At 69.7% G+C, this 23,393-nt stretch carries 27 protein-coding genes, 1 tRNA gene and 3 pseudogenes; 8 read left to right on the forward strand and 23 right to left on the reverse strand.

Translation table 11 applies throughout. The features are described 5' to 3' along the window. Positions 1-63: 63 nt before the first annotated feature. Both C8E96_RS34295 and C8E96_RS34550 read right to left on the reverse strand, forming a co-directional pair. On the reverse strand, positions 64-273 hold the full coding sequence (locus tag C8E96_RS34295; RefSeq protein ID WP_228769989.1) for an NUDIX hydrolase: 210 nt from the start codon (positions 271-273) through the stop codon (positions 64-66). A gap of 56 nt (positions 274-329) precedes the next feature. Next, positions 330-395 (reverse strand): annotated as a pseudogene (locus C8E96_RS34550) (hypothetical protein); the annotation flags it as partial. A 108-nt stretch (positions 396-503) separates the two neighbouring features. Here C8E96_RS34550 and C8E96_RS30190 point away from each other — a divergent pair. Then, positions 504-749 (forward strand): annotated as a pseudogene (locus C8E96_RS30190) (tyrosine-type recombinase/integrase); the annotation flags it as partial. A gap of 109 nt (positions 750-858) precedes the next feature. Here C8E96_RS30190 and C8E96_RS30195 read toward each other — a convergent pair. Beyond that, positions 859-932: transfer RNA gene (locus tag C8E96_RS30195), tRNA-Pro, on the reverse strand. 430 nt (positions 933-1,362) lie between these two features. On the opposite strand from C8E96_RS30195, the gene C8E96_RS30200 reads away from it, so the two are divergent. The 5 genes and pseudogenes from C8E96_RS30200 (at position 1,363) to C8E96_RS30220 (ending at position 5,617) form a co-directional block, all read left to right on the forward strand. Then, positions 1,363-3,483 carry a sensor histidine kinase gene (locus C8E96_RS30200; protein ID WP_091377265.1) on the forward strand — a complete coding sequence of 707 codons (2,121 nt, stop codon included), beginning with the start codon at positions 1,363-1,365 and terminating at the stop codon, positions 3,481-3,483. After that, the gene (locus tag C8E96_RS30205; protein WP_091377261.1) at positions 3,480-3,902 is read left to right on the forward strand and encodes a roadblock/LC7 domain-containing protein; all 423 of its coding nucleotides are present in this window, start codon (positions 3,480-3,482) and stop codon (positions 3,900-3,902) included. Before C8E96_RS30200 ends, C8E96_RS30205 begins: the two co-directional genes overlap by 4 nt. Further along, positions 3,899-4,243, forward strand: a complete 345-nt coding sequence (locus C8E96_RS30210; RefSeq protein WP_091377258.1) for a DUF742 domain-containing protein — start codon at positions 3,899-3,901, stop codon at positions 4,241-4,243. The genes C8E96_RS30205 and C8E96_RS30210 overlap by 4 nt, the downstream gene beginning before the upstream one ends. After that, a pseudogene (locus C8E96_RS30215) lies at positions 4,233-4,798 on the forward strand (GTP-binding protein). The gene C8E96_RS30210 and the pseudogene C8E96_RS30215 overlap by 11 nt, the downstream one beginning before the upstream one ends. 27 nt (positions 4,799-4,825) lie before the next feature. Beyond that, complete coding sequence (locus C8E96_RS30220; protein WP_091377255.1) at positions 4,826-5,617, forward strand: alpha/beta fold hydrolase; 792 nt, start codon at positions 4,826-4,828, stop codon at positions 5,615-5,617. A gap of 3 nt (positions 5,618-5,620) precedes the next feature. Here C8E96_RS30220 and C8E96_RS30225 read toward each other — a convergent pair whose 3' ends face one another. The 16 genes from C8E96_RS30225 to cmk all read right to left on the reverse strand — a co-directional run bounded on the left by C8E96_RS30225 (position 5,621) and on the right by cmk (position 17,939). Beyond that, on the reverse strand, positions 5,621-6,520 hold the full coding sequence (locus C8E96_RS30225; RefSeq protein ID WP_091377252.1) for a DUF1906 domain-containing protein: 900 nt from the start codon (positions 6,518-6,520) through the stop codon (positions 5,621-5,623). A gap of 1 nt (position 6,521) precedes the next feature. After that, entirely contained in the window at positions 6,522-6,686 is a 165-nt protein-coding gene (locus tag C8E96_RS33605) for a hypothetical protein (RefSeq protein ID WP_166657832.1), read from the reverse strand. Continuing rightward, the gene (locus C8E96_RS30230; RefSeq protein WP_091377247.1) at positions 6,683-7,828 is read right to left on the reverse strand and encodes a hypothetical protein; all 1,146 of its coding nucleotides are present in this window, start codon (positions 7,826-7,828) and stop codon (positions 6,683-6,685) included. The genes C8E96_RS33605 and C8E96_RS30230 overlap by 4 nt, the downstream gene beginning before the upstream one ends. A 6-nt stretch (positions 7,829-7,834) precedes the next feature. Continuing rightward, on the reverse strand, positions 7,835-8,863 hold the full coding sequence (locus C8E96_RS30235; protein ID WP_091377243.1) for a hypothetical protein: 1,029 nt from the start codon (positions 8,861-8,863) through the stop codon (positions 7,835-7,837). Positions 8,864-8,883: 20 nt separating this feature from the next. Continuing rightward, positions 8,884-9,942, reverse strand: coding sequence for a hypothetical protein (locus tag C8E96_RS30240; RefSeq protein WP_091377240.1), 1,059 nt, complete (start codon positions 9,940-9,942; stop codon positions 8,884-8,886). Between the two features lie 31 nt (positions 9,943-9,973). Further along, positions 9,974-10,840, reverse strand: coding sequence for a phage distal tail protein (locus C8E96_RS30245; protein ID WP_166658171.1), 867 nt, complete (start codon positions 10,838-10,840; stop codon positions 9,974-9,976). A 5-nt stretch (positions 10,841-10,845) separates the two neighbouring features. Next, the gene (locus C8E96_RS30250; protein WP_133794904.1) at positions 10,846-11,985 is read right to left on the reverse strand and encodes a phage tail protein; all 1,140 of its coding nucleotides are present in this window, start codon (positions 11,983-11,985) and stop codon (positions 10,846-10,848) included. Positions 11,986-12,016: 31 nt separating this feature from the next. Next, positions 12,017-12,736 (reverse strand): hypothetical protein, encoded by a 720-nt coding sequence (locus C8E96_RS30255; protein ID WP_091377229.1) that lies wholly within the window; start codon positions 12,734-12,736, stop codon positions 12,017-12,019. A gap of 12 nt (positions 12,737-12,748) precedes the next feature. Then, positions 12,749-13,021, reverse strand: a complete 273-nt coding sequence (locus C8E96_RS30260) for a DUF5361 domain-containing protein (RefSeq protein ID WP_228769988.1) — start codon at positions 13,019-13,021, stop codon at positions 12,749-12,751. Between the two features lie 116 nt (positions 13,022-13,137). Then, positions 13,138-13,428 carry a hypothetical protein gene (locus C8E96_RS30265; RefSeq protein ID WP_091377223.1) on the reverse strand — a complete coding sequence of 97 codons (291 nt, stop codon included), beginning with the start codon at positions 13,426-13,428 and terminating at the stop codon, positions 13,138-13,140. Between the two features lie 64 nt (positions 13,429-13,492). Then, positions 13,493-14,068 (reverse strand): phage tail tube protein, encoded by a 576-nt coding sequence (locus C8E96_RS30270; RefSeq protein WP_091378142.1) that lies wholly within the window; start codon positions 14,066-14,068, stop codon positions 13,493-13,495. 64 nt (positions 14,069-14,132) lie between these two features. After that, positions 14,133-14,540 (reverse strand): hypothetical protein, encoded by a 408-nt coding sequence (locus C8E96_RS30275; protein ID WP_091377220.1) that lies wholly within the window; start codon positions 14,538-14,540, stop codon positions 14,133-14,135. Next, positions 14,537-14,701: a hypothetical protein gene (locus C8E96_RS33610; RefSeq protein ID WP_166657833.1), complete on the reverse strand. Its 165-nt coding sequence runs from the start codon at positions 14,699-14,701 to the stop codon at positions 14,537-14,539. The genes C8E96_RS30275 and C8E96_RS33610 overlap by 4 nt, the downstream gene beginning before the upstream one ends. A gap of 501 nt (positions 14,702-15,202) precedes the next feature. Then, positions 15,203-16,606 (reverse strand): ribosome biogenesis GTPase Der, encoded by a 1,404-nt coding sequence (gene der / locus C8E96_RS30280; protein WP_091377217.1) that lies wholly within the window; start codon positions 16,604-16,606, stop codon positions 15,203-15,205. Next, positions 16,603-17,247: a lysophospholipid acyltransferase family protein gene (locus C8E96_RS30285; protein ID WP_091377214.1), complete on the reverse strand. Its 645-nt coding sequence runs from the start codon at positions 17,245-17,247 to the stop codon at positions 16,603-16,605. The genes der and C8E96_RS30285 overlap by 4 nt, the downstream gene beginning before the upstream one ends. Next, positions 17,244-17,939 (reverse strand): (d)CMP kinase, encoded by a 696-nt coding sequence (gene cmk / locus C8E96_RS30290; protein ID WP_228769987.1) that lies wholly within the window; start codon positions 17,937-17,939, stop codon positions 17,244-17,246. Before cmk ends, C8E96_RS30285 begins: the two co-directional genes overlap by 4 nt. 140 nt (positions 17,940-18,079) lie before the next feature. On the opposite strand from cmk, the gene C8E96_RS30295 reads away from it, so the two are divergent. Continuing rightward, positions 18,080-18,505, forward strand: a complete 426-nt coding sequence (locus C8E96_RS30295) for a nitroreductase family deazaflavin-dependent oxidoreductase (protein WP_091377207.1) — start codon at positions 18,080-18,082, stop codon at positions 18,503-18,505. After that, a complete protein-coding gene (locus C8E96_RS30300) occupies positions 18,502-19,581 on the forward strand; it encodes a winged helix DNA-binding domain-containing protein (protein ID WP_091377203.1) in 1,080 nt (359 codons plus the stop codon). Before C8E96_RS30295 ends, C8E96_RS30300 begins: the two co-directional genes overlap by 4 nt. 533 nt (positions 19,582-20,114) lie before the next feature. Here the strand turns inward: C8E96_RS30300 and C8E96_RS30305 are convergent. The 4 genes from C8E96_RS30305 to C8E96_RS30320 form a co-directional block, all read right to left on the reverse strand. Next, positions 20,115-20,534 (reverse strand): CBS domain-containing protein, encoded by a 420-nt coding sequence (locus tag C8E96_RS30305; RefSeq protein WP_091377200.1) that lies wholly within the window; start codon positions 20,532-20,534, stop codon positions 20,115-20,117. Positions 20,535-20,604: 70 nt separating this feature from the next. Further along, positions 20,605-21,762, reverse strand: coding sequence for a kynureninase/PvdN C-terminal domain-containing protein (locus C8E96_RS30310; RefSeq protein WP_091377197.1), 1,158 nt, complete (start codon positions 21,760-21,762; stop codon positions 20,605-20,607). Continuing rightward, positions 21,759-22,529 carry a tryptophan 2,3-dioxygenase gene (locus tag C8E96_RS30315; protein WP_407642662.1) on the reverse strand — a complete coding sequence of 257 codons (771 nt, stop codon included), beginning with the start codon at positions 22,527-22,529 and terminating at the stop codon, positions 21,759-21,761. The genes C8E96_RS30310 and C8E96_RS30315 overlap by 4 nt, the downstream gene beginning before the upstream one ends. 29 nt (positions 22,530-22,558) lie before the next feature. After that, the gene (locus C8E96_RS30320) at positions 22,559-23,353 is read right to left on the reverse strand and encodes a PaaX family transcriptional regulator (protein ID WP_091377190.1); all 795 of its coding nucleotides are present in this window, start codon (positions 23,351-23,353) and stop codon (positions 22,559-22,561) included. Positions 23,354-23,393: the final 40 nt, after the last annotated feature.

Below are 23,393 nucleotides of genomic sequence, written 5' to 3' on the forward strand. Positions count from 1 at the left end.
TCCGCCTTGAACAAGTAAAGAAACTCTGCACGCACCGGCTACAGCAGATCGGCAGCCCCCGGACTAGGCAGAGATCAAGTCGAAGCCGTCGTGAGCGCGCACGGATGGGTAGGGCTCGAAGGCGTCGAGGACGCGGATCGCGAATGCTGGGGACATCAGGTTGCGTACTTCGTCGCGGGTGAGCCAACGGACCTCATGGGCTTCATCCGCCGCACGGGCGGAGCCTTCGCCTGGTGTGCAACGGAAGACGAGGGCGACGATGCCGCGCGGCATGTTTTGTAGACACCGCTGAGAGATCCAACATGGACGCTCAAGCCGGTTTCTTCTTCGATCTCGCGCCGGACACCTTCCTCGAAGGACTCCCCCAGTTCGAGGATGCCGCAGGCGCTTCCCAGTGGCCGTTGTCGCGGCGACGGATGGCCAGGATCCGTTGGTCAGCGTCGATGACTACGCCCGCCACGCTCACTGAGTGCTTGGGTGCTTCGCCCATGACGCTCGTTCCGGCTGTCGAGGCCGCCAAGCTCAAGGTGCAGGGGCTCACCCCGCACAAGCTGCGGCACACCGCCGCGTCCCTCGCGATCGCCGTAGGGGCTGATGTGAAGGTCATTCAGCTCATGCTCGGGCACGCTGACGCGTCGATGACGCTGAACGTGTACGGGCACCTGTGGCCGGACCGGCTGGACGAGGTGGCAGACGTCCTGGACATCCGCCGAACGGCGGCGCTGGAGGACGAGGATCGGGCCGCGTAAACGAACGAACCGCCCTGGGGCGTGTTGTGCATATGTTGCACAGCCCTCGGGCGGTTCGTGTTTACTGTCGACTGAAAGGCCGCCTACCTGCGTAAACGTGTCTTCCGAGTCGGGCTGACAGGATTTGAACCTGCGACCCCTTGACCCCCAGTCAAGTGCGCTACCAAACTGCGCCACAGCCCGGCCGCATCCGCTCTCGCGGGTGCTGGGCAAGACTAGCGCACCGGCCGTGTGGGGATCTAATCGGGGGCAGCCGGGCGGGGATCTTGCTGGGGGCACGAGGCGGGCGTGGTCCCGTGAATGGGAATGGGTGTAGCCGCCCTCACATTGCCCAATGCCCACCGGGAACGGTAGTGCGAGTCAATTCATCGGGAATCGCACGTAGACCCCCAGAGTGCCGTGAGATTTCGTCAACAGCAGTTAACGACAATCGCGCTGGATCCACACCTGCGCGCGGAAACTCGCTGGTAGAGCACAGTTCCGTCCCTATTTGTTGCCTGCCGGTGAACCCCGGAACCAGCCATGTGAACAGTGCGAGCTCGGCGCATTCAAACGGCCGGAAAGGCACGCGGCGGCCATAGACTGACGGGGCCGACTAATTAGCTGGGGACTCATGACCGAGCGTAGACGTGGTTCTGTTCGTGGCAGGCTGACCCAACTGCTGGCCGTGGCGCTGACCATCGTGCTCAGCCTGATCGGCTACGCGATGACCGTCGAGGTGCGCAGCTACCGGGCGGTCACGGCGGCGGTCGAGTCGGTTTCGCTCGCGTTGGGGGTGCAAGGGGTCGTTCACCAGTTGCAGCGGGAGCGGGGGCTGACTCTCGGGTTGTTGGGGGGCGACGACCGGTTCGCCGAGGGGCTCGCTCAGCAGCGGCGCCAGACCGACAGCGCGGTGGCGGCCTTGCGCGGCGAGCTTGACCGTGGGGTCCCGCGGGGCGGGGAGGAGCTTTCCGCGGCTGTGCGGGGGCTCGACAAGCTGGTGACCGTGCGGGCGGGCGCCGACGCGCGGACCGGGAAGCGGGCGGAGACCTTCGACTTCTACACCTCCGCGATCTCCGGGCTCAGCGACGTGGTCCTGACCTCTGAGGACACCACCGACCCGGGCCTGCGCCGCGGGTTGGAGGCGCTGCGGACGTTGGGGGACGTCAAGGAGTCGGTGGGGCGGGAACGCGGGTTCCTCAGCGGCGTGTTCGCCGTCGGCTGGTTCTCCGGGGACGAGTACGTCCGGTTCACCGAGATCCGCGCGACCAAGCTGGCCGCGGCGGCCGAGTTCGAGCGGTTGGCGACCGGCCCGCAGAAGGACGCCTTCGCCGCCGCGCAGCGGACGCAGGCCGGGCAGCAGGCGGCGCGGTTGGAGCAGGTGGCTTTGCTGGGCGCCGCTGGGCCGCTGCCCGAGGAAGTCGACCCGATGCTGTGGTTCGACTCCATCACCACGGTCATCGACGACCTGCGCGACGTGCAGACCTCCGTCGGCGACGACATCACCGCGCACGCCAAGGTGTTGCACCGCGAGGCCGAGACCGACGTCATCCTCGCCATCCTGGTGGCCTTCCTGGCCGTGGTCGTGTTGGTGTGGCTGGTGATGAGGAGCATCCGCTCGATCACCGTCCCCCTCGCCAAGCTGGCCAAGGACGCCGACACCGTCGCCTCCACGGGCCTTCCCGCGGCCATCGCCGCCGTGCAGGCCGGGCACACCGGCGTCGACGACGATCCCGTGCGGGTCGACGCCGAGGCCTGCGGCGAGATCGTCGCGCTGGCGCAGTCGATCGACCGGGTCCGCACGTCGGCGATGACGTTGGCCGGTGAGCAGGCGCTGTTGCGGCACAACGCCCGGCAGTCGCTGGCGAATCTGGGGCACCGCAACCAGAACCTGCTCCGCAGGCAGATCAGCGCGATCAGCGAGTTCGAGCAGACCGAGCTCGACCCGGACGCGCTGGGCAAGCTGTTCCTGCTCGACCACCTGGCGACCCGGATGCGGCGCAACGCCGAGAGCCTGCTGGTCCTGGTCGGCGAAACCAGCCCGAGACGGTCCGGCACACCGCTTCCGGTGGTGGACGTCATCCGCGCCGCACTGTCCGAAGTGGAGGAATACACCCGAGTCGAGCTGCGCGGCATCGACCCGGTGTTCATCTCCGGCTCCGTGGTCACGGAGGTGGCGCACCTGCTCGCCGAGCTGATCGAGAACGGCCTGTCGTTCTCCCCACCCGACCGCGCCGTCGAAATCCAGGGCAGGCGCACGAAAAACGGCTACCTGCTGGTCGTCACCGACTACGGCATCGGCATGTCCGCCGAGCAGCTCGACGCGGCGAACGCCAAGTTCCGCGGTGTCGACCCGTTCCTGGTGGCGCCCACGAAGTTCCTTGGCCACTACGTGATCGGCATGCTCGCGGCCACTTTGGACATCGGGGTCCGACTCGTCGAGTCGCCCACTTCCGGTGTGAGCGCCCGAGTTCTGCTCCCCACGAAACTACTGGCCGAGGCACCCGTGGAGCCGCTACCTGTGATCGTGCGCACCCGCCCGTCCAAAGCCCTCGACGACGTGCCGCCCAGCAGCGGACGCACCCGCAACGGGCTGGCCAAGCGGACCCGCAGGCCCGCCCCGGAACCCGTCCGCCCCTCCGCTGTCGAGACCACGAACGGCCGCTCCCCCGACGACGTCCGCTCGATGCTGTCGTCGTTCCGCAACGGCCACCAGCGCGGCACCAACCGCACGAGCGAACAGGACACCGCATGACTGTCGCCACAACGAATCCGCAGACCTTCGGCTGGCTGCTGGCCACGTTCGTCCGCAACACCCACGGCGTGCTCGACGCCGTCGCGGTGTCCTCCGACGGCCTGCTGCTCGCCCTGTCCCCCGGCCTGGACCGCGCCGACGGCGACCACCTCGCCGCCGTCGTCTCCGGGCTCTCCAGCCTGAGCCGCAGCGCGTCGCACCGCTACGACCTCGGTGGCCTGAAGCTGATGATGATCGAGATGAACCGCGGCTTCCTGCTTGTCTCGGCCATCTCCGGCGGCTGCTGCCTCGGTGTGTTCGCGGGCGACGACGCCGACATCGGGGTCGTCGGCTACGAGATCGCCCTGCTGGCCGAGCGGTTCGGCGCCGCGCTCAGCCCGGCGCTGATCAGCGAACTGCGAGAGGTGCTCCCACGATGACCAGACACGCGCTGCCCGACGACGGCCCGTTCATCCGGCCCTTCCTGGTCACCGCGGGCCGCACCCGCCCGGTCCAGCCGACACTGCGGGTCGACGCGCTGATCACCACCCTGCCCGCCGCCGGGTCCGCCCGGCTCACCTTCGAGGCCAAGCAGGTCGCCGACCTGTGCCGCACCCCGAAGTCGGTCGCCGAGGTGGCGACCGCGATCGGCGTGCCGCTCGGCGTCGCCCGAGTGCTGATCGCGGACCTGGTGGCGGCCGGGCTGCTGGCCTGCGGACCGGTCCCGGAGCTCGACTTGTCCGCGCTGGAAAGGATTCGCGAGCTTGTCCATGCGCTCTGACCGCGGCCCGGCGTCGGTGAAGATCGTCATCGGCGGCGGGTTCGGCGTCGGAAGACGACCCTCATCGGCGCGATCTCCGAGATCGAGCCGCTGGCCACCGACGCGGTGATGACCCAGGCGTCGATCGGGGTGGACGACGCGGCGGGGCTGCCGGACAAGACGACCACGACGGTGGCGTTCGACTTCGGCCGGATCACCCTCGACCCGCGGCTGGTCCTCTACCTGTTCGGCACGCCCGGCCAGGAGCGGTTCTCGTTCCTGTGGGACGACCTGTCCGAGGGCGCGCTCGGCGCCGTGGTGCTCGCCGACACCCGGCGGATCGAGGACAGTTTCCCGGCCCTGGACTACTTCGAGTCCCGCGGCACCCCGCTTGTGTTGGCCGTCAACCGGTTCGACGACGGCAGGCGCTTCGACCTCGGCGAGGTCCGGGAGGCACTCGACCTCACCGACGACGTCCCCGTGGTCTCGTGCGACGCCCGGTCGCGCGCGTCGGTCAAGCAGGTGCTCGGCGCGGTCGTGGAGGTGGCGATCGGGCAGCGGGCGCGCGCTATTTAAGGTGGGTGCGACGACAGGAGACCCACCGTGCCGATCGCTGACCTGGGTGACCGCAAGCTGCACTACATCCGCCGCGGCGAGGGCGCTCCGCTGCTGCTGATCCAGGGCATGGCCGGTCACCACGCCATCTGGGGCGAGCCGTTCCTGTCGCTGCTCGAACAGCACTACGACGTCCTCGCGTTCGACCACCGCGGCATCGGCGAGAGCGACCGGGCCGACGAGCCGTTCACCGTGGCCGAGATGGCTCAGGACGCGGCGAAGCTCATGGCCGCCGTGGGCTGGGACCACGCGCACGTGCTGGGCATCTCGATGGGCGGCATGGTGGCCCAGGAACTCGCCGTTCGGCACCGCGACCGGGTCCGCACGCTCACCTTGGGCTGCACCTACGCCGGGCCGGACGGCGGTTCACTACGGGCGCCGGGCCCGCTGCGCATGGTCGAGGCGATGAACACCGGCGACGTCGCCAAGATCCTGCGCGCGGGCTACGAGGCGAACCTGTCCCCCGCGTTCCGCGCCGATGAATCCCGGTTCACGCGGTTCACCGAGGTTTCGCTGTCCGTGCGCGTCCCGTCGCCGGTGATCCTCCTGCAGTTCCAGGCCATCCTCCAGCACGACGCCGTGGCGGGGCTGCGGACTCTCGACGTGCCCACGCTCGTCGTGCACGGCACCGCGGACGAGATGATCCTGCCGGTGAACGGGCAGCACGTGGCGAGCCTGGTGCCCGACGTCCGCCTGGAGACGATGGACGGGGTCGGGCACCTGTTCTGGTGGGAACAGCCCGAACGCAGCGCTGAGCTGGTCCGAGGACACGCCCGCTGACGGTCAGGCGGATTTCTGTTCGTCCGAACCCTTGGTGAGCTCGAGCAACGCCGCGAGCACCGCGGCGGGCAGCTGCACGCGCAGGATCTCCGCGTGCTGCTCCGGGGTGATGCCCTGGCCACTGCGGATCGCGGCGATGAGGTTCGCCTCGTCGTCGCTGAGCGCGCCCGCGAGCGCGTCGAGCTTCGCCTCGATACGGCTGTCCGCCGCCATCAGCCGGGCGAAGTTCAACGGCAGGTAGGACACCTCGGTGCGCAGGTTCGTCGTCCGGTCCTGGCCGTGGACAGGGATGTTCTCGTCGAGGGCTGCCATGTCGTCCTCCTGGTGGTCGAGTTGCCCGAAGTCGGGTTTGAGCACGTCGTTGACATCGCAGGCGACACCGCCCACGACGGGTTGACCGATCCGCTGGTAGAGATGCGCCGCCCGACTGCGGTGGCCGCCGGACCACGCCGCTGTCTGCCAGCCGTACGCGGCGTGGCCAGGGACGGCGGCGTCGATCACACTGGCCTCGCCGTAGATGCCGACCCGGTGTTTGCCCAGCACGGAAGCGGCGCCGTCGAGATAGGCGCGCACGGCGGGGAGCTGCCCGGGCAGGATGTCGCGGTCGGCGGCGAAGTAGATCGCCCGCGGCTGCGCGACACCGATCGCCGCGGCCTGGCCGAGCGCCCACCGTGCGTCGTGCGCACCCGCCGCCCGGCCTTCCAGAATGCGGCTGGTCGACACCGCCTGGTAGACCAGCGCGACGGCGAGCCCGTGCCTGCGCATGTCGGCTAGTTCCCCCGCGGTGATCGGCCGTACCCGCGAGGCGCCCTCCTTGCGCAGGTAGCGGATGACACCGCCGTAGCCCGCCTGCTTGATCGCCGTCGCGGCCGGATAGCCCGCCGAGTAGTCGAGGATCTGCATCTCACCGCTCCGGGGTCTCGTCGTCGCTGTCCGGCACGGGAGTCGACGCCGCCGCCTGCGCGGTCTGCGCCGCTGACGGGCCGCCACGGGTTTCCAGGGCGCGCAGGCGACGTTTGATGTCACGCAGTTCGCTGAGCAACGAGTCCGGCTGGTTGACCCGGGTCATGGCAGTCCTCCGCTGATCGGGGAAACGGTGAGTCGCACCTGCTCCTCGCCCGCGTCGTCGCCCGGGGTGACCTCGATGGCGACGACGCGCACCTGGAACTGGGTGCCTTTGGGGAAGAACTCGTCCCGCACGACGATCAGCGCGTGATCGCCGACCTGGTAGGAGCCGAGCACCGGGTCGAGGTCGCCGCGGACGGTCAGCTCGGGCAGGACGACCGGGTCGGCCGCGGCGGCCAGCGCCGAGCGGGCCTGTGAGCGCAGCAAATCCGCGTCGGTGAGGTGGACCAGCGACAGCTCGGTCTCCAACAACGGCCTGCCCGGCGCGGTGCTCTGCGCGATGCCGACGATCTGCCCGGCGTCGTCCTCGTCGCCCAGGGCGAACACCCGGGTGGCCATCGACGAGCCGTCGCGCGGCCAGGCGTACTCGATCAGGTTCCCGCCGTACTCCCACACGAGCGGCGTCCCGGACTGACCCAGCTCCGGGGTGCCGACGCGGAGCCGCCGCACTACGTCGCCGCGGTCGTCGTAGGCGACGTCGAAGACGAAGTCGGGCCCGTTCTCGAGGTTCGACAGTTCGCGCAGCGCGTCACCGACGGTCTTGAGCTCGCGGCCCGGGTAGGTCATGGTGCGCCGGAAGCCGGACACGACAAGGGGATCCGACTGCACGCCGATGTTGCCGCGCGGGTGCGCCTGGGCCGTGGCGACCAGGCCGCGGGCGATCTCGGCCTGGTCGGTGTCGGTGTAGGTGACGGTGATCGGCGACAGGTTGCCCACCGACGGGTCGAAATCCCTCGGCAGCACCCGGCGGTGGTCGAAGTACGACAGGAAGTCCGCCGCGCCGATGTCGATCGCGCGGTCGGCCGAGGAGTACTTGCTGGTCCAGATGATGCCGCCCCAGACCAGAACCCCGTCGCGCTCGACGTAGACGACGGTGTGCGCGGGCCGGGTGACGAACTCCGGGTCATGGACGGCGATGCGCGGGTCGCCGAGCACGAGCTGGCCCTGGAACTCCCCCGCGTCGTTCAGCGTGATGCCGAACGAGACCCCGCGCAATGGAAGCTCGGCGAGGACCTGGCCGGTGATCAGGTCGGCGACGATGTAGCGGTAGCGGCCGCCGGAGCGGCGCGTGTCAGTGGTCGGCATGCTTCCTCAGCCCAGCAGGTAGGACGTGTTCAGGAAGACCTGTTCGTCGATCGGCACTTGCTGGGCGTTGTCGGTCCACAGCACCAGCGACCCGCTGGGGTAGAGGCCCAGTTCGTAGAACTGCGGGGCGCTCTTCTGGTGTCCGTAGTAGGTGGTGGCGACCCAGCGGTGCGCCCACGTCGGCCGATACGCCTGCGGGAGCGTGAGAATCGCCGTGCCGTGGGCGGCGGTGGTGTTCTTGCGCGTGACGGAACCGCTCAGGTGCACGATCTGGCCGATGCGCCGGACCCGGATCGCCGTGCCGTCGTTGACGGGTTCGAGCCCCACCGCGGACCAGTCGGCGAGCAGCGGGACCTCCACCCAGCCGGTGTCGTCCTCCACGACGAGAGACCGCCACCCCGTGCCGTTCCAGAACTCCACCTTGCCGGTGTCGATCCGGTGCACGTAGAACCCTGGGTACGGGTCGACCGGGCGCTCAGAAGCGTTGCGCACCGGCAGGATCCCGCCGACCGCGCACGTGTAGGGGCGAAGGTCGACGATGTCGGCCGCGGCGATCATCGTGGCCCCCGCGCGCACCTTGAGGCGGGCGAGGCGCACCACGTCACCGGTGACCGCCGGGTCCGCCGGGCTCGCCGTCGGCGTGCCGGTGACGACCTCGACGGTGAACGCCGACCTCGAATCCCCGTACTGCGCGTCCGACTGGCGGGCGACCACCAGGTCGTAGCGCGGGTAGGAGGCGTGGGCGGGCGCCGCGGTGAGCACATCGACCGTCTTGACCTGGTCGAGCGTGGCCAGGTATGAGCCCGCGGCCGGGTTGCGGGTGCCCTGGATGACGGCCTGGAACGGCTGCACGGTGATGCTCGCCGACGGTGTCGCGGTCGGCCGCACGAGCCCCGGGTCCCCAGGCGCGGGCCGGAGACCGCTGCGCGACTGGAGCGGGCCTTTGGCGGCCAGCGCGAGTGCGCCGGTGGCGAGACGGGCGTCCTCGGCGTCGACGACGCTGCCGGAGAGCCATCCGGAATCACGTTCGGGCATGGTGCTTCCTTCGCTGGTGACTAGCGGGCGGTCGGGATCGCGAGCACGTTGATCGAGTCGTAGGGATATCCCCAGCCGGCCCCGGCCGTACCGGTGCCGTCCATGCGCTGCAGGGCGACCTTGAGCGTCATCACGGTGTTCGCGGGCTGGCTGACCAGCGCGGTCAGCACCACGGTGTTCATGCCCGCTCCAGGCCCCGAATTCACCACGGACAGGCCCACGACCGAGCCATTGGCGCTGAGCGTGCAGTCGTAGCGGTCGACATTGGACGTCGAGTCGATGATCGCCTGCGCGGTGACGTAGAGGGTGCGGGGGAAGTACACGGCGGGCACGGTGAGCCGGTTGAACACCTTGGCCGAGTCGGCGCCCGCCGAGATCCCCTGTGGCCAGCCTGCGTCGTTCGGACCGTACGTGGCGATGCTGTTGGTGACCGCGGGTTCCCAGCGCTGCCCGTCGTAGACCTCGAGCAGCCGCAACTCCTGGCGGTAGGCCGCCTGACCGGGGTACGGGGCGACCGGACGCGCGGTGGCGCTCGCGATCGGGATGATCCCGCCGACCGCCGCGGTGAACACCCGCCGGTCCACGATCTGCGCGGTGTCGATCACCGTCGCGTTCGCGGGGACATTGATCCGGGCGAGCACGATGTGGTCGCCTGCGACGGTCGGCTCGACCGGGGTTTCCGCTGGTGTCCCGGCGATGTGGCTGACCGTCAACGCGGAGGACGTGTCGCCGTACTGCGCGTCGGTCTGGCGCACCACGATGAGGTCGACCCGCGCGAAGGTCTGGTGTGCGGGAACCGCGCCGAGAACGTCGATCGTCTTCGTCTGGTCGAGCGTGACCAGGTACGACCCCGCACTGGGCGAGCGGGTGCCCTGCAGCACCGCCTGGAACGGGCCGACCTGGACCTGGCCGGACGCCGGGCTGGCGGGGATCACCTTTCCCGCGGAGGGGAACGGTTTGAGACCGGACCGGTTCTGCACCGCGCTCGCGCCGCCCGAAGCGAACACTCCGGTGGCGAGACGGGCGTCCTCCGCGTCCACGACGTTGCCGGACAGCCATCCGGAATCGCGTTCGGGCATCAGTGAACTCCTTGGGAGGTGGGGTGGCGGGTCAGCTCCATGCGTCCCGCCATTCGGCGGTCAGGCGGGCCGCCGCTTCGTAGCTCGCGGACCGGAAGGCGACGGTCGTGCCCCCGCGAACCAGGGGGAACCAGCGGGAACCGGGCAGCAGCGCCGAGCGGCGGGAGGCGAGGCCCTGCAACAGGACCGTGCGCGCGTCGGTGTCGACCACGAGCACCTCACCGGCCGCGAGCCGGATGGCGAACGCGAGTTCCTCGCCGGTCTGCGAGTTGACGATCACCGGGTCGGCGCAGGGGCCGCTGATCTTCCAGGTCGGCCAGGTGGCGGCCGACCCGGCGTTCTCGAGGGTCAGTCGGCCGCCGGAGGACCCGGCGCCGAAGTCCAGCGGGAAGCGCAGCGGGAAGGTCAGCCCGCCGCTGGACGTGGCCAGCGGGCAGGTCGCGGTCCGCAGCTCGGCGGAGTAGCGCAGCGGGTCCGGCGCGGTGACCTGCAAGGAGAACTCGAAGACCCCCGCCTTCTTGTCGAGCACCTTCGACTCCGCCGACAGGCGCACCAGCGAACGGCGGGTGACGTGCGGTTCGGTCACGACCATCGGCTGCAGCCGGGAGCCGTCGTTGAGCACGGCCGCGAGCCGGTCCTTGGCGCGCTCCTTGCGCAGCCGGTCCGGGGCCAGTGCGGTGCCCTCCAGGGTGATCACCCGGGCCGACCGGTAGGAGGGGGCGTCGAACGCGCCGTCCCGCTCGGGCCGGTCGGTCAGCGACAGGCGGACCGACGGCGAGGACGACCAGCCCTCCTCCTTGGTGATCCACCACTCGACCCCGTCCTCGTCGACGGAGTTGCCGATCCACCCGTCGACGGTGAAGACCGGTTGCTGCAGAACACTTCCCGGCAGTCGCATCGCCGTCACCGCTTCCCGGCCCAGGCCAGCTCGCGCGCGGCGATCCGGCCGATCTCGTATTCGGACTGCCGTGCCCGCGGGTGGATGTTGACCGTCACCGGGGCCGCCTCACGGCGCTTCGCCCCGGCGAACTCCATCAGCGCGGGAAGCTTCGAGAGCGGGATGATCGCCTCGGACTGGCCCGCCTCGGCCACGTTCACCAGCCGCCCGCCCGGCACGGGGGTGGCGATGCCGCCCTGGGCGAGTTGCGGGATCTGCGGCAGGTTGAGGCCGAACGTCTTGCCGCCGACCAGCGGCACCCAGTCGGGGATGGTCACGCTGATGCTGTTGAGGCCGCGGATCGCCATGTTGACCAGTCCGATGATCGCGTTGATCGGAGCTTTGACCGCGCCGAGCACCGCCTCGAACGCCGCCCTGGCGAACCCGGCGAGGCCGTCCCACGCCGACCGCAGGGCGCCGGTGACCCGGTTCCACACGGCGGGGATCGCCTCGCCGATCCAGTTGATCACCGGCATGATCACGGCTTTGATGCCGTTCCACGCACCGGAGACGACGGAGCTGATCACGTTCATGACCGTGCGGATGACGGCGGAGATTCCGTTCCACACAGTGGAGATGACCGTGCTGATGATGTTCATGACCGTGCGGATCACGGTCATCACGATGTTGATGTAGGTGCGGACATAGGCCTCGATCCACGGCCAGACGACGCTGATGATCTTCTTGATGAAGTCCATCACCGCGCCGACGACCTGGCCGATGATCCGGAAGGCCGTCGACACGACTTGTCGCACTTTTTGCGACTGCATGGCCATGTCGACGAGCTTGCTGATCAGCGGCATCAACAGACCGAGCAGGAAGCCCAGGACGTTGGCCTTCATCGCGGCGTTGAGTCCCTTTTGCGCGGTCGTGGCCGTGCGCAGGCCCTGACTGAACCGCGAGAAGAACCCGCCGCCCGAAGCCGCCTCCCGCCCGGCCCGCTGGATGGAACTCGACGCCTGATCCGCGGCGGTCTTGAGCTGCCGAACCTGCGTGGTGCTCTGCGTCGCCGCCGCACGGAAGCGGCCACCGGCGCCACTGGCCTGCGTCAGCGCGGTGCGGAACCGGCCGATCGCGCTTGTGGCCTGTACCAAGGCAGTTCTCATGCTGGCTGGCTTCCTTGTCTGGTGAGGGTGATCAGCGGAGGAAGGACTCGATGGCGCGAAGCTCGTTGCGGAACCGGGTCGCGGCGGAGCCGTTGCCGCGCAGCTCGCGGTCCAGGTCGAATAGCGCCTTGCGCAGCAGTTGGGTCTCCCGCTGGACCCGGGCGGTGTCGTTGCCCGCCCCCGACCGGTTTGCCGCCGCGTCGCGCCGCACCGCGTCGATGCGCCGATTCAGGGCGGTTTTCGCGGTGGAAAGGTCGGTACCGACCCGCCGCACGCCGCTGACGGCCGCAGTGGCGTCGCGCGCGACGCCCGACACCCGCCGGTCAACCGCTCCGATCTGGGTTCGGATAGCCGCGAATCGCCCCGAGAGGCCGGTGAGCTCCGTGGAGATCCGCCGGTTTACCTGGCTGCGAAGATCGCCGGTCTTCCCCTGCAGCTCGGTGATCCGGGTGTGCGCCCGGACCGCCGTGGCCTTGAGCTGCTCGGGTAGTTCGCCCCGGGCGCGCAGCTTGCGGTCCTCGATCATCTTCCAGATGTCGAGGCCGGGCGGCTCGAACTTGATCGCGCTCCATTCGGCCTTGATCCCGTTGACGCCCACGAGCGCGTAGTTGGCGTCGAGCTTGAGCCTGGTCAGTTCGCGCTTGATCCCCTTGATGTCCTCGAAGATCGCGTTCTCGGCCTTGCCGATCAAGTCGCCAACGGCCTTGACCATCGCCAACGACTGCTCGGGCGTCAGGAAAGGGTGCGTCATGGTGGTCCTCGGTCAGCTTGAGAAGAACGCCGCGAGGTCGGCGGGGCCCGCCGAACCGTCTTGCTCGTCCTTCGCCTGCGGGGCGTCCCCGGGGCGGGGGATCGCTTGCGGGTACGGGATTTCCTCGGCGTCCTCGTCCCGGTTGACCGAGGCGAACATCCAGTTCGACACGGCCAGGTGGTCCACCATCGCGGCCAGAAGGTGGTCGCTGAGGTTCCAGGCCGCTTCCTCGCCGTGCATCGACTTGGCGAACGCCGAATCCCCCGGCAGGTGCTCGATCAGCACCCGCAGCCGCCGGGAGGTCAGCTGGTCTCGGTGCCAGTCGAGGAGGTCGATCCCGTAGTACCGAAGGAGATCGGCCTCCAGGGCCTCGGCGTGCTCGTCGACGAGCGCGCCGAGGCTCAGCCTTCCCCCAGGCTCAGGCCCGTCTCACTGCCGTAGGCCTCCAACAGCGCCGCGACGTCCTGAACGGTCACGTTGTGCTTGTTGAACCGCTCGAACTGGTCGTCGCCGAGCAGGACCGCCAGCAGGCCGTCGATGTCGTTGTCGTCGACCTCGCTGAGACGCTTCGCCGTGCTGCGCGGGAATTCCCGGGGCAGGGTGAAAACCTCGTCGTCGAGTTCGAACTCCCAGTCGGAGCCGACAGCCTCGAGGCGCTGGGCGCGGGCGGCGTTGACGTTGAAGCGGGTCATCAGTGCGTTTTCCTCTCGGGGGAAGGGGCGCGTCCGCTGGGACGCGCCCCTCGGCTGGAACTGCTCAGGCGACGGCGTACGCCGGGTCCTTCATCAGGAACGTGACCAGCGGGGCCTTGTCCTCCACGGCGAGCGCGGTGAAGGTGACGCCCAGCTTCAGCGGCGCGGTCCGCACCAGGGCGATCTCGTCGGTCTCGGTGACCTGCCCGCGCCCGACCACGAGGCGGTACTTCACCTCGGTGCCATCGGTGAACTCGATGCCCAGCATCCGCTCGTCGTAGACCGGCTCCGCCGCCATCTCGTACTTGAACATCCCCGACCCGGCCGCCGTCGGGCTGACCGCGCCGCCGCCGAAGAAGAACGGCAGCGTGTCCTCGTTGAGCTGCAACATCTGGAACTTGAAGGTGAGGTCGCGGTCGGAGTACACGAACCGGGCGGGGCTGACGCTCTGCCAGGTGTCGATCGGGTCGATCTTGTCCTTCTTGGTGACCTTGACACCGTCGGTCGTGGTGTAGCCGAGGTCCTTCCACTCGGCGCCCCACGCCGCGGTGGCGTCCGCCGGGGCGGCGGTGCCCAGGGGGGCGACCAGGATCCGGCCGCTGCCCGCGACCCGGATCTCCTTGGCGTTCGAACCAGACATGCTCACTCCTTGTGCACCATCACGGGTCCCGCGCCGGGAATCGGCGGCGGGCTGAACAACGGGGTCAGTTGGGCCGCACGAGCAGCCGAACGGTGGAGAGGTAACGATTTCCCGCCGGGTGGTGGTAGTCGGGCAGCCACCGCGGCCCGTCCTCCTCGATCACGTCGACCACGAGCGCGCCCCCGTAGACGAGGTCACGCAGCGTCAGGACCGCCGACCGGGCGAGCAGCGCCACCCCGTGCGCGGCTGTCTTGTCGGGTCCGTAGCACTCCAGGTCGACCAGCGGGTGGTCGAGCCACTGGTCATCGACCCACGCGCCGCCGACCCGGGACACCAGCACGGCCTTGCGCGTCCCGTCGAACCCGGCGGGCGGTCGGTTGTCCACCAGGACCCCGGCCAGCTCCGGCCGGTTCTTCACCGAGTCCACGACCAGCCGCTCGATGTCCGGGAAGACGATCGCGGGCCCGGTCATTCCGCGCTCGGCGCGGGTGGGCGCCGCGTCGGCTTGCGGGTTTCCTCTTCCACGGCGACGGCGACGCGCCCGATCAGTGACCGCGCGGTGTCGGAGTCGACTTCGACCTCGTCACCGGGCGCGTGACCGTCCCACCAATAGGTCAGCCGGATTTTGGGCATGACTCTCCTTATGAATGCCGAATTCGGCGTTTACGAGACCCCGGAAGAATCGGCGCGCGCTAATAGCGCACGAGGAATCAACCGGTGAGGAGGCGACCGCGAATACGCCGTCCGCAGATTGCGGACTGCGCGCGTCGAGCTACCGAAGAGGGTGCGCCAAAGCCGAGCGCACCTAGCGTAAAGAGATCTGCCCGTGGGCGAACGTGGCTACCTGTATGGCATCCGTCGTCGTGGCCGACCGGGCACACGAAATACAAGACAAAGACACTATTCCCCCAGGAACGTTGTGTCGCGGATCAAACCCCCATCGTCCTCAGCCAGGCTGAGTGACACGAGACCGAGAAACTCGGGTCGCTACTTCGATTATGTCGTAGATCCACCGCAACTTTCAAGGTGATCGGCGAACGTTGTGGACAACCCGCGAAAAGCGCAGGTGGCGGCCCCGAAAACACAAATGCCCGACCCCTCGCGGGGGTCGGGCACCGGTGGAGAAGGCTCTGGCTACTTGCGGGCCTTCTTCTCCCGGACGCGAACCGAGATGCGGACCGGGCTGCCGGTGAAGCCGAACGTCTCACGGAACTTGCGCTCGACGAAGCGTCGGTAGCCCGCCTCGAGGAAGCCGCTGGTGAACAGCACGATTGTCGGCGGCCGGGTCGATGCCTGGGTGGCGAAGAGGATCTTGGGCTGCTTGCCGCCGCGGACCGGGGGCGGGGTGGCGGCGACCAGGTCGGCCAGCCACGAGTTGAGCTGCCCCGTCGAGACGCGGTGGTCCCAGGAGTTCAACGCGGTGCGCAGCGCCGGGGCGAGCTTGCGGACCGAGCGGCCGGTCAGCGCCGAGACGTTGACCTTCTCCGCCCAAGGCACCCGCACCAGTCCGCGCTCAAGCTCACGGACCATCGCGTGGCGGCGGTCCTCGTCGACCAGGTCCCACTTGTTGAACGCGAGCACACACGCGCGACCCGACTCGACGACCATCGTCAGCACCCGCAGGTCCTGCTCGGCGATCGGCTCGCTGGCGTCGAGGAGGACGATGGCGACCTCGGCGGACTCGATGGCCGCCTTGGTGCGCAGCGACGCGTAGTACTCGGTGCCGCTGGCGAAGTTGACCCGCTTGCGCAGGCCCGCGGTGTCGACGAAGCGCCACAGCTGGCCGTCGAGTTCGACGATCGAGTCGACCGGGTCGACCGTGGTGCCCGCGACCGAGTCGACGACCGCGCGGTTCTCGCCGGTGAGGCGGTTGAGCAGGCTGGACTTGCCCACGTTCGGCTTGCCGACCAGCGCGACGCGGCGGGGGCCGCCCTGCACGCCGAAGGTGTCCTTGGGCGACTCGGGCAGCGCGGCGAGGATCGCGTCGAGCAGGTCGCCGGAGTTGCGCCCGTGCAGGGCGCTGACCGGGAACGGCTCGCCCAGGCCGAGCGACCACAGCGACGCCGTGTCGGCGATCAGCCGGTCGTCGTCGACCTTGTTGGCGACCAGGATGACCGGCACCTTCGAGCGGCGCAGGACCTTGGACACGGCCTCGTCGGTCGCGGTGGCGCCGACAGTGGCGTCGACAACCACGACGACCGCGTCGGAGTGGGTCATCGCGTACTCGGCCTGCGCGGCGACAGCGCCCGCGAGGCCGTCGGCGCTGGGCTCCCAGCCGCCGGTGTCGAGCACGGTGAACTTGCGGCCGTTCCACAGCGCGTCGTAGGCGACGCGGTCGCGGGTGACGCCAGGGGTGTCCTGCACGACCGCCTCACGACGGCCGAGGATGCGGTTGACCAGCGTGGACTTGCCCACGTTCGGCCGCCCGACGACGGCGAGCACCGGCTTCGGTGTGGCCTCGCCGTCGTCGTCGGCGAACTCGTCGCCGATCGAGTCCCATTCGGACTCGTCGGACCAGGTGCCATCGAGCTCTGTCATTGATTCCGCTTCCGCTGTTCGTCAAGTTCGTCAACCAGGCCGGCGAGCCGGACCCGGATCTGTTCGGTGGCCTCGATGAGGCCGGTGCGCCCGCGTCCGACCGTCAGGTCGAACGGCTCGCCCACCATCATGTCGATCCTGGGGCGAAACCGCCGCCGGGCGCCTTCGGGCCGGTGCGTGCCGCGGGTCGCCACCGGCAGCAGGGTCGCGCCGGTCGAGCGGACCAGCCAGGCCGCGCCCTGCTCGGCGACCGCGACGTTGCCTTCGCCGCGGGTGCCTTCGGGGAAGACGCCGACCAGGCCGCCGCCCTTGAGGACGTCGACCGCGGTCAGGAGCGGGGTTCGGTCGGGTTCACCGCGCTTGACCGGGACCTGCCCGATCGCGCGAAGACCCCGTCCCGCGATGCCGCGGAACATCTCCTGCTTAACCAGGAACACCGAACGGCGCGGCAGCATTCCGAAGATGAGCTGCGGTTCGAGCATGGAGCTGTGGTTCGCGACCAGCACGACCGGTCCCGTGCGCGGGACCCGGTCGATTCCGTGCACGCGGATGCGGAACGCGGGGCGGAAACCCCAGCGTCCGATCATCCGGCCGACGTCGTGCAGCCAGGGCAGTGCCCCCGCGGGGAGATCTGTGGTCATCGACCCGCCGGTTGCACGGATGTGCCGCTCAGGCCGCGGTCACGGACCAGGTCGAGCAGGTGCGCGACCACGCCGTCGATGTCGAGTTCGGTGGTGTCGACCTCGATCGCGTCATCAGCCTGCTTGAGCGGCGAGGCGGCGCGGGTCGAGTCGAGCCGGTCGCGGCGCTCCACGTCGGCCTTGACCACGTCGACGGTGGCCGTGCGGCCCTCGGCGCTGTCCTGGCGGGTGCGGCGCGCGGCGCGCGCGTCGGCGGACGCGGTGAGGTAGACCTTCAGTCCGGCGTCCGGCGAGACCACGGTGCCGATGTCGCGGCCCTCGACGACGATCCCGCCGACGGTGGCCCGGACCTCGCTGATGATCTGCCGCTGCCGGGCGACCAGCAGTTCGCGCACCTTCGGCACCGCGGAGACCGCGGAGACGGCGAGGGTGACCTGCTGGCCGCGGATCTCGGTGGCGACGTCCTCGGAGCCCAGGTGGACGTTGGCGCGGTTGGGGTCGGTGCCGACGTGCAGGTCGGTGGCCTCGGCGACGCGGCGGACCGCGGTCACGTCGGCCGGGTCGACGCCCGCGCGCAGCACGGCCAGCGTCACGGCCCGGTACATCGCGCCGGTGTCGAGGTAACCCGCGCCGAGCGAGGCCGCGAGCCGACGCGCTACGGTGGATTTACCGGTGCCCGAGGGTCCGTCCATCGCGACGACTCCACGAAGCTGACCCTGTCCCACCGCGGCATCCTCCTGCTGATTTGTCCCAGACCAGTGCTCCATTCTGCCTGGCCCCTCCGGCGGGCCGACGCCCGGGCGATGTCGGTGGGCCGCGATACCGTCGTGGCATGACCGAGATCACGGACAGCTCGACCGGGTGGGTGGCCAGGCACATCCAGCGCTACGTCGAGACCGACGGTGCCGACGGGTACCTGTTCAACGGCTATCCGACGCTGCTGTTGACCACGCGCGGGCGCAAATCGGGTCAGCTGCGGCGCACCGCGCTGATCTTCGGCGAGTCCGACGGCCGCTATCTGCTGGTCGCGTCCAATGGCGGCGCGGTGAAGCACCCGGCCTGGTATCTCAACCTCGCGGCCGACCCGGAGGTGACGGTGCAGATCCGCGGCGAGGTGTTCGCCGCCCGCGCGCGCACCGCGACTCCGGAGGAGAAGCCGGAACTGTGGGCGGCGATGGTCGAGGTGTTCCCGACGTACGCCTCCTACCAGCGCAAGTCGCCGCGTGACATCCCCGTGGTCGTGTTGGAGCGGGTGTGATCAGCACTCGCGCGCTGAACCGGGCGACGCTGGCCCGGCAGTTACTGCTCGAACGCTCCGACCTCGGAGTCGTCGACGCGGTCGAGCACCTGGTCGGGCTGCAGGCGCAGACGCCGCACACCTGGTACGTGGGCCTGTGGTCGCGGCTGCGCGATCTCACCCCCAAGCAGGTGTCGGACGCCTTGGAGTCGCGTGAGCTGGTCCGGATCGCGCTGATGCGCTCGACCATCCACCTGGTCAGCGCCGCCGACTGCCTGCGGCTGCGCCCCCTGTTGGCCGCGATGCTGACCACTGGCACGAACGCGATCTTCGGCAAACGCCTCGTCGGCGTCGACCGGGAGGAGTTGGTGGCCGCGGGCCGCTCCATTCTGGAGGAGCAGGCCATGACGTTCGGCGAGCTGGGCAAGACGCTGGCCTCGAAGTGGCCCGACCACGACCCGTTGGCGCTGGCGCAGGCCGTCCGGGGGGATACGCCGCTGGTGCAGGTCACCCCGCGCGGGCTGTGGGGGCGGTCGGGCAAGGCCGCGCACACCACGGCCGAGCAGTGGCTGGGAGATCTCGAGGTCTCGGAGCTGACGCTAGCCGGAATGGTCCGGCGCTACCTGGGCGCGTTCGGCCCGGCGTCGGTGAAGGACGTGCAGACGTGGTCGGGGCTGACCAGGCTCTCGGAAGTGGTCGAGGAGATGGACCTCGTCACCTTCACCGACGAGCACGGCCGCGAACTGTTCGACGTACCCGACGCGCCGCGGCCGGACGAGGACACACCCGCGCCAGTGCGGTTCCTCTACGACTTCGACAACCTGTTGCTGTCCCACGCCGACCGGTCGCGGGTGGTCACGCCGCGGGTCAAGGAGCAGAACTTCGACCCGCATGGGCCGATCCCCCGGTTGGTACTCGTGGACGGGGTCACGGCAGGCGCGTGGACCACGGAGATCGGCAAGGAGCGGGCGGTGTTGAAGGTGCGGCCGTTCGATCCGTGGCCTGCTGCGGCGCGGGATGAGGCGGAGGAGGAGGGGGCGCGGTTGTTGGCGTTCCTGGCTGGGGAGATTTCGGACCAGCGGGTGGAGGTTGGCTGAGCGGCATCGCTGAGCCGCATTCCTGGTGCCCCAGGCGTGAGTGGTGGGTGCACCTTGGTTGGGCTGATCCATCCCGGGCTGGTGCGGTGGTGCACCTTCGGGTGGTTGGGCTGGCTGCCGCATCCCCACCGGGCTTGGGTGGGTGTGCACCTTCGGGTGGTTGGGCTGACTGCCGCGTCCACACCGGGCTGGTGCGGTGGTGCACCTTCGGGTGGTTGGGCTTGATTCGGGGACCCCTGAGATGGCCCTGCGGGTCAAGAGCGTGGGGAAAGGGACGCCCCGCCCCCGCGAGGGTAGGGCCATCTCCGCCCCGAATAAAGCCCAACCACCCGAAGCTGCAGTCGCGTTGATGGCCTCGCCTCAGGCGTCGGGGTGCGGACCATCGCGGGATCAACCCATCGCGGGGTCAACGCTCAACCACCGAAGCCGGCGGGGGCGGGCGGCTCGTTCATGCTTGCCAAGGCGTCAAGCGGATGGCCGCTTGGAGTCGGCTGAGCTGCCTTCGGCGTCCCGAAGGCGGCTCAGTCGTGGGGTTACCTGGCTGCGTAGACGCTTTCGACGAACTGGGCGATCTGGTCTTCCGACAGGTGCCTGCCCACGTCGGCCTCGCTGATCATCCCGACGAGGCGTTTGCCTTCCAGCACCGGTACGCGGCGGATCTGGTGGGACTGCATGGTGCGCAGCACCTGGTTGATGTCGGCGTCGGCCATGACGCAGTGCGGGGCGCCGTTGGCGAGGTCGGACGCCTTCATGTCGGCCGGGTTCTTCCCCTCGGCGCAACACTTCAGGACGATGTCGCGGTCGGTGATGATCCCGTGCAGCCGGTCGTCGTTGCCGCAGATCGGCAGCGAGCCGACGTCGAGGTCGCGCATCATCCGTGAGGCGACGAGCAGGCTTTCGTCCTCGTTGATGCACTCGGCACCGGCATGCATGATGTCGCGAGCGGTAGTCATTCGCGGCTCCTTCCGCTGGGTGGTCACGACCCTCCCAGCGTGCCCCCACCACCGCCGCACGGCGACTCGATCACGCGCTGACCTCGCCGAACGCCGCCATCGCCGCCCGCAGTTGGTCGTCACGCAGGTACGGTGCCGGGCCGAAGCGCAGGTGATCGCCGCGACTGTCGGTGAGCACGCCGCGTTCGGCGAGGGCCTTTTGGTACTCGGCCGCGCGCGGTGTGCGGATGGCCAGGAAACCGCCGAACAACTTGCGCGGGGAACGGTCTCGGGTGGCCACCGACGCGGGCAGGAGGAGGTCGTCGAACGCGGTCGCGAGCAGGGTGGTCTGGCGCAGGGAGATGTCACGCAGCACCGGCGCCGTCAGCCCCTGCTCGGCGAAGAAATCGATCACCGCGGCGGCCCGGTAATGGCTTGTCGGGTCGTAGGTGGAACCCGCGAACCGGGTGCCGCCGGGGCCGTAGGTGACCCTGGTGGGGTCCTTCTCGTCGGCGAGCGCGTCGAACTCGGCGAACCAGCCGGTGACGACCGGGCGCAGCCGCTGGGCGTGCGCGGGCAGCCGCAGGAAACAGTTGCCCTCCCCCAATTGCAGGTACTTGTAGCCGCCGCCGACGACCCACACGTCGGTCAGTCCGAAGTCGGGCAACGACATCGGGACGACCCCGAGCGCGTGGTAGGCGTCCACGAGCAGTTCGACGCCGTGCCCGGCGCAGGTGAACGCCAACCCGCCGAGGTCGGGGACGATGCGCGAGGTCTCGAACAGGACCGACGACACGAGCACGGCCGCCGTCGAGGAGTTCACCTCGGCGGCCAGCCGCTCGGCCAGGGTGTCGGCGGGCAGCGCGGGCACCTGCACGACCTCGATCCGCTCCTCGGCGAGCCGGGCGAGTTGGCGGCGCAGGGTGTGGAACTCGCCGTCGGTGGTGACCAGCCGCGGCCGGGAACGCAGGTCCAGCGCGGAAAGGAACCGCACCACGAGCTCGTGGGTGTTCGCCCCGAGCGCGATGTCGCCCGCCGGGTCGTCGAGCAGGACGCGGTACCAGTCGCGCAACTTGTCGGCCTTGGCGAACGCGCGCGACCACTTCTCGTCCACAGTGGACGCGGCGTCGTCGAACGCCTCGATCTGGCCCTCCAGCGCGACATCCGGCCACGCCTGGTGCGAGTGCCCGGTCAGCAGCAGCCGGTCGGCGACCCGGAAACGGCTGTAGTGCGCGGCCAGATCGCTCACAGTTCGCTCCGCACAGCCCACAGGTCCGGGAACACCGGCTGGAACAGGGTCTTGCGCAGGTAGGCCGCGCCGGGCGAGCCACCGGTTCCCGGCTTGTCGCCGATGGTGCGCTCGACCATCTTCACGTGCCGGTAGCGCCACTCCTGCAGACCCTCGTCGAGGTCGACGAGGTGTTCGGCCACTGTGGACGGACCGGAGTCGTCGGCGTAGACCTGCAGCAGCACCTTCTGCAGCCCCGGCGAGGGCTCCACCGGCTTGCGCACGTCGCGTTCGAGCAGGTCGACCGGGACGGCGTAGCCGTGGGAGTGCAGGTAGGCCAGGAACGAGTCGAACACCGACGGCCGCGACATCGCGCCCTCGATCTGCGCCCGCTGCGCACCGCCCTGCGGATAGTGGGCGAACGCGCGCTCGTCACGCCTGCCCAGCACCGCCTCCAGCTCGCGGAACTGCGCGGACTGGAAGCCGCTGGACGCGTCGAGGCGGGCCCGGAAGCTGGTGAACTGTCGCGGCGTCATCGTCTCCAGGACGTCGATCTGCGCGACGATGACCTTGAAGATGGTCAGCACCCGGCGCAGCACCCGCACCGCGTGCGGGGTGTGCCCGGAGACCAGGACGCGCTGCAGCTCGTCAAGTTCGTGCAGCAGCTGCTTGAACCACAGCTCGTAGACCTGGTGGATGACGATGAACAGCATCTCGTCGTGCTCGTCGGAGCGCGGCCGCTGCGCCCCCAGCACCTCATCGAGCGCCAGGTACGAGGTGTAGGTCAACGATGCTGCTGTGTCTGCGGACTGGTCGGTCACGGCGTCATCACTCCGTCGAAGTGGCGCTGCGCTTGTGGCGCGAGCGCCGGGTAGGCGTGGTGGAACAGCGTCACGGCCGCGGCCCGGCAGGGCGGCGGGGCGACGAGATCGGCGGGCAGCTCGGGGTCGAGCAGCGCGAACTGGCGGTAGGTGTGCATGAGGCGGACGCGCAGCTCGAACGCCGAGCGCGGGTTGTCGGCTTTGGCTTCGCCGAACTCGGCGACGAACGACTCGTAGCGGGCCGCGAGGGCGTCGAGGTCCCAGACCCGGGGCACGAAGGCCGCGAAGTCGGGCACCTGGGCGGGCTCGCCGACCATCACCCCAGCATGCGCGCTCACGTCGAGCTGGTCGAGCAGGGCGGCCACCTCGGCGGTGCGGTCGCGCGGGGCGAGCCAGGTGCCGTCCTGCACCGAGCCGAAGCCAAGGAACCGCAGCCGGGCCACCAGCCGGGCCCGGGACACCCGCTGCGACTCCGGGATCGTGTGCCACAGAATCGTCCACGGGCCCGCAGAGCTATCACGGCCCAGGCTGAAGATGCGCCGGTCGCCCTCGGCGAGCACCGCGGCGGCGCGCGGGGTGACCGTGTAGAAGACCATCCGGCCGTCTTTGACCCGTTCGAGCAGGTCACGGCGGACCAGCCTGGTCAGCGCCACCCGGGCGGCGCCCTCGGTGAAGCCGAATTCACCCAGCAGGGCGACGAGCCCGCCGGACCACACGGCGGTGCCCTCGCGGGGGCCGACGTGCGCTCCGAGAATGGTCAGGACCAGGTCCTGCGGCGCGGGTTCGAACACAGTCGGAGCATAGTTGACACCCCAGCTGGGTCAACCGTAG

Source organism: Actinokineospora alba, from assembly GCF_004362515.1.
GTDB lineage: Bacteria > Actinomycetota > Actinomycetes > Mycobacteriales > Pseudonocardiaceae > Actinokineospora > Actinokineospora alba.

What these genes read in the sequence shown, in the direction of transcription:
- C8E96_RS30225 (WP_091377252.1), bottom strand. Translation starts at nt 6,520, where the DNA reads ATGCAGATCCTCGACTACTCGGCGGGCTATCCGGCCGCGACGGCGATC.
- C8E96_RS30275 (WP_091377220.1), bottom strand. Translation starts at nt 14,540, where the DNA reads ATGACCGGGCCCGCGATCGTCTTCCCGGACATCGAGCGGCTGGTCGTG.
- C8E96_RS30210 (WP_091377258.1), top strand. Translation starts at nt 3,899, where the DNA reads ATGACCAGACACGCGCTGCCCGACGACGGCCCGTTCATCCGGCCCTTC.
- C8E96_RS30230 (WP_091377247.1), bottom strand. Translation starts at nt 7,828, where the DNA reads ATGCCGACCACTGACACGCGCCGCTCCGGCGGCCGCTACCGCTACATC.
- C8E96_RS30235 (WP_091377243.1), bottom strand. Translation starts at nt 8,863, where the DNA reads ATGCCCGAACGTGATTCCGGATGGCTCTCCGGCAGCGTCGTCGACGCC.
- C8E96_RS30205 (WP_091377261.1), top strand. Translation starts at nt 3,480, where the DNA reads ATGACTGTCGCCACAACGAATCCGCAGACCTTCGGCTGGCTGCTGGCC.
- C8E96_RS30255 (WP_091377229.1), bottom strand. Translation starts at nt 12,736, where the DNA reads ATGACGCACCCTTTCCTGACGCCCGAGCAGTCGTTGGCGATGGTCAAG.
- C8E96_RS30265 (WP_091377223.1), bottom strand. Translation starts at nt 13,428, where the DNA reads ATGACCCGCTTCAACGTCAACGCCGCCCGCGCCCAGCGCCTCGAGGCT.
- C8E96_RS30240 (WP_091377240.1), bottom strand. Translation starts at nt 9,942, where the DNA reads ATGCCCGAACGCGATTCCGGATGGCTGTCCGGCAACGTCGTGGACGCG.
- C8E96_RS33610 (WP_166657833.1), bottom strand. Translation starts at nt 14,701, where the DNA reads ATGCCCAAAATCCGGCTGACCTATTGGTGGGACGGTCACGCGCCCGGT.
- C8E96_RS33605 (WP_166657832.1), bottom strand. Translation starts at nt 6,686, where the DNA reads ATGACCCGGGTCAACCAGCCGGACTCGTTGCTCAGCGAACTGCGTGAC.
- C8E96_RS30250 (WP_133794904.1), bottom strand. Translation starts at nt 11,985, where the DNA reads ATGAGAACTGCCTTGGTACAGGCCACAAGCGCGATCGGCCGGTTCCGC.
- C8E96_RS30270 (WP_091378142.1), bottom strand. Translation starts at nt 14,068, where the DNA reads ATGTCTGGTTCGAACGCCAAGGAGATCCGGGTCGCGGGCAGCGGCCGG.
- C8E96_RS34295 (WP_228769989.1), bottom strand. Translation starts at nt 273, where the DNA reads ATGCCGCGCGGCATCGTCGCCCTCGTCTTCCGTTGCACACCAGGCGAA.
- C8E96_RS30200 (WP_091377265.1), top strand. Translation starts at nt 1,363, where the DNA reads ATGACCGAGCGTAGACGTGGTTCTGTTCGTGGCAGGCTGACCCAACTG.
- C8E96_RS30245 (WP_166658171.1), bottom strand. Translation starts at nt 10,840, where the DNA reads ATGCGACTGCCGGGAAGTGTTCTGCAGCAACCGGTCTTCACCGTCGAC.
- cmk (WP_228769987.1), bottom strand. Translation starts at nt 17,939, where the DNA reads ATGGACGGACCCTCGGGCACCGGTAAATCCACCGTAGCGCGTCGGCTC.
- C8E96_RS30285 (WP_091377214.1), bottom strand. Translation starts at nt 17,247, where the DNA reads ATGACCACAGATCTCCCCGCGGGGGCACTGCCCTGGCTGCACGACGTC.
- C8E96_RS30295 (WP_091377207.1), top strand. Translation starts at nt 18,080, where the DNA reads ATGACCGAGATCACGGACAGCTCGACCGGGTGGGTGGCCAGGCACATC.
- C8E96_RS30305 (WP_091377200.1), bottom strand. Translation starts at nt 20,534, where the DNA reads ATGACTACCGCTCGCGACATCATGCATGCCGGTGCCGAGTGCATCAAC.
- der (WP_091377217.1), bottom strand. Translation starts at nt 16,606, where the DNA reads ATGACAGAGCTCGATGGCACCTGGTCCGACGAGTCCGAATGGGACTCG.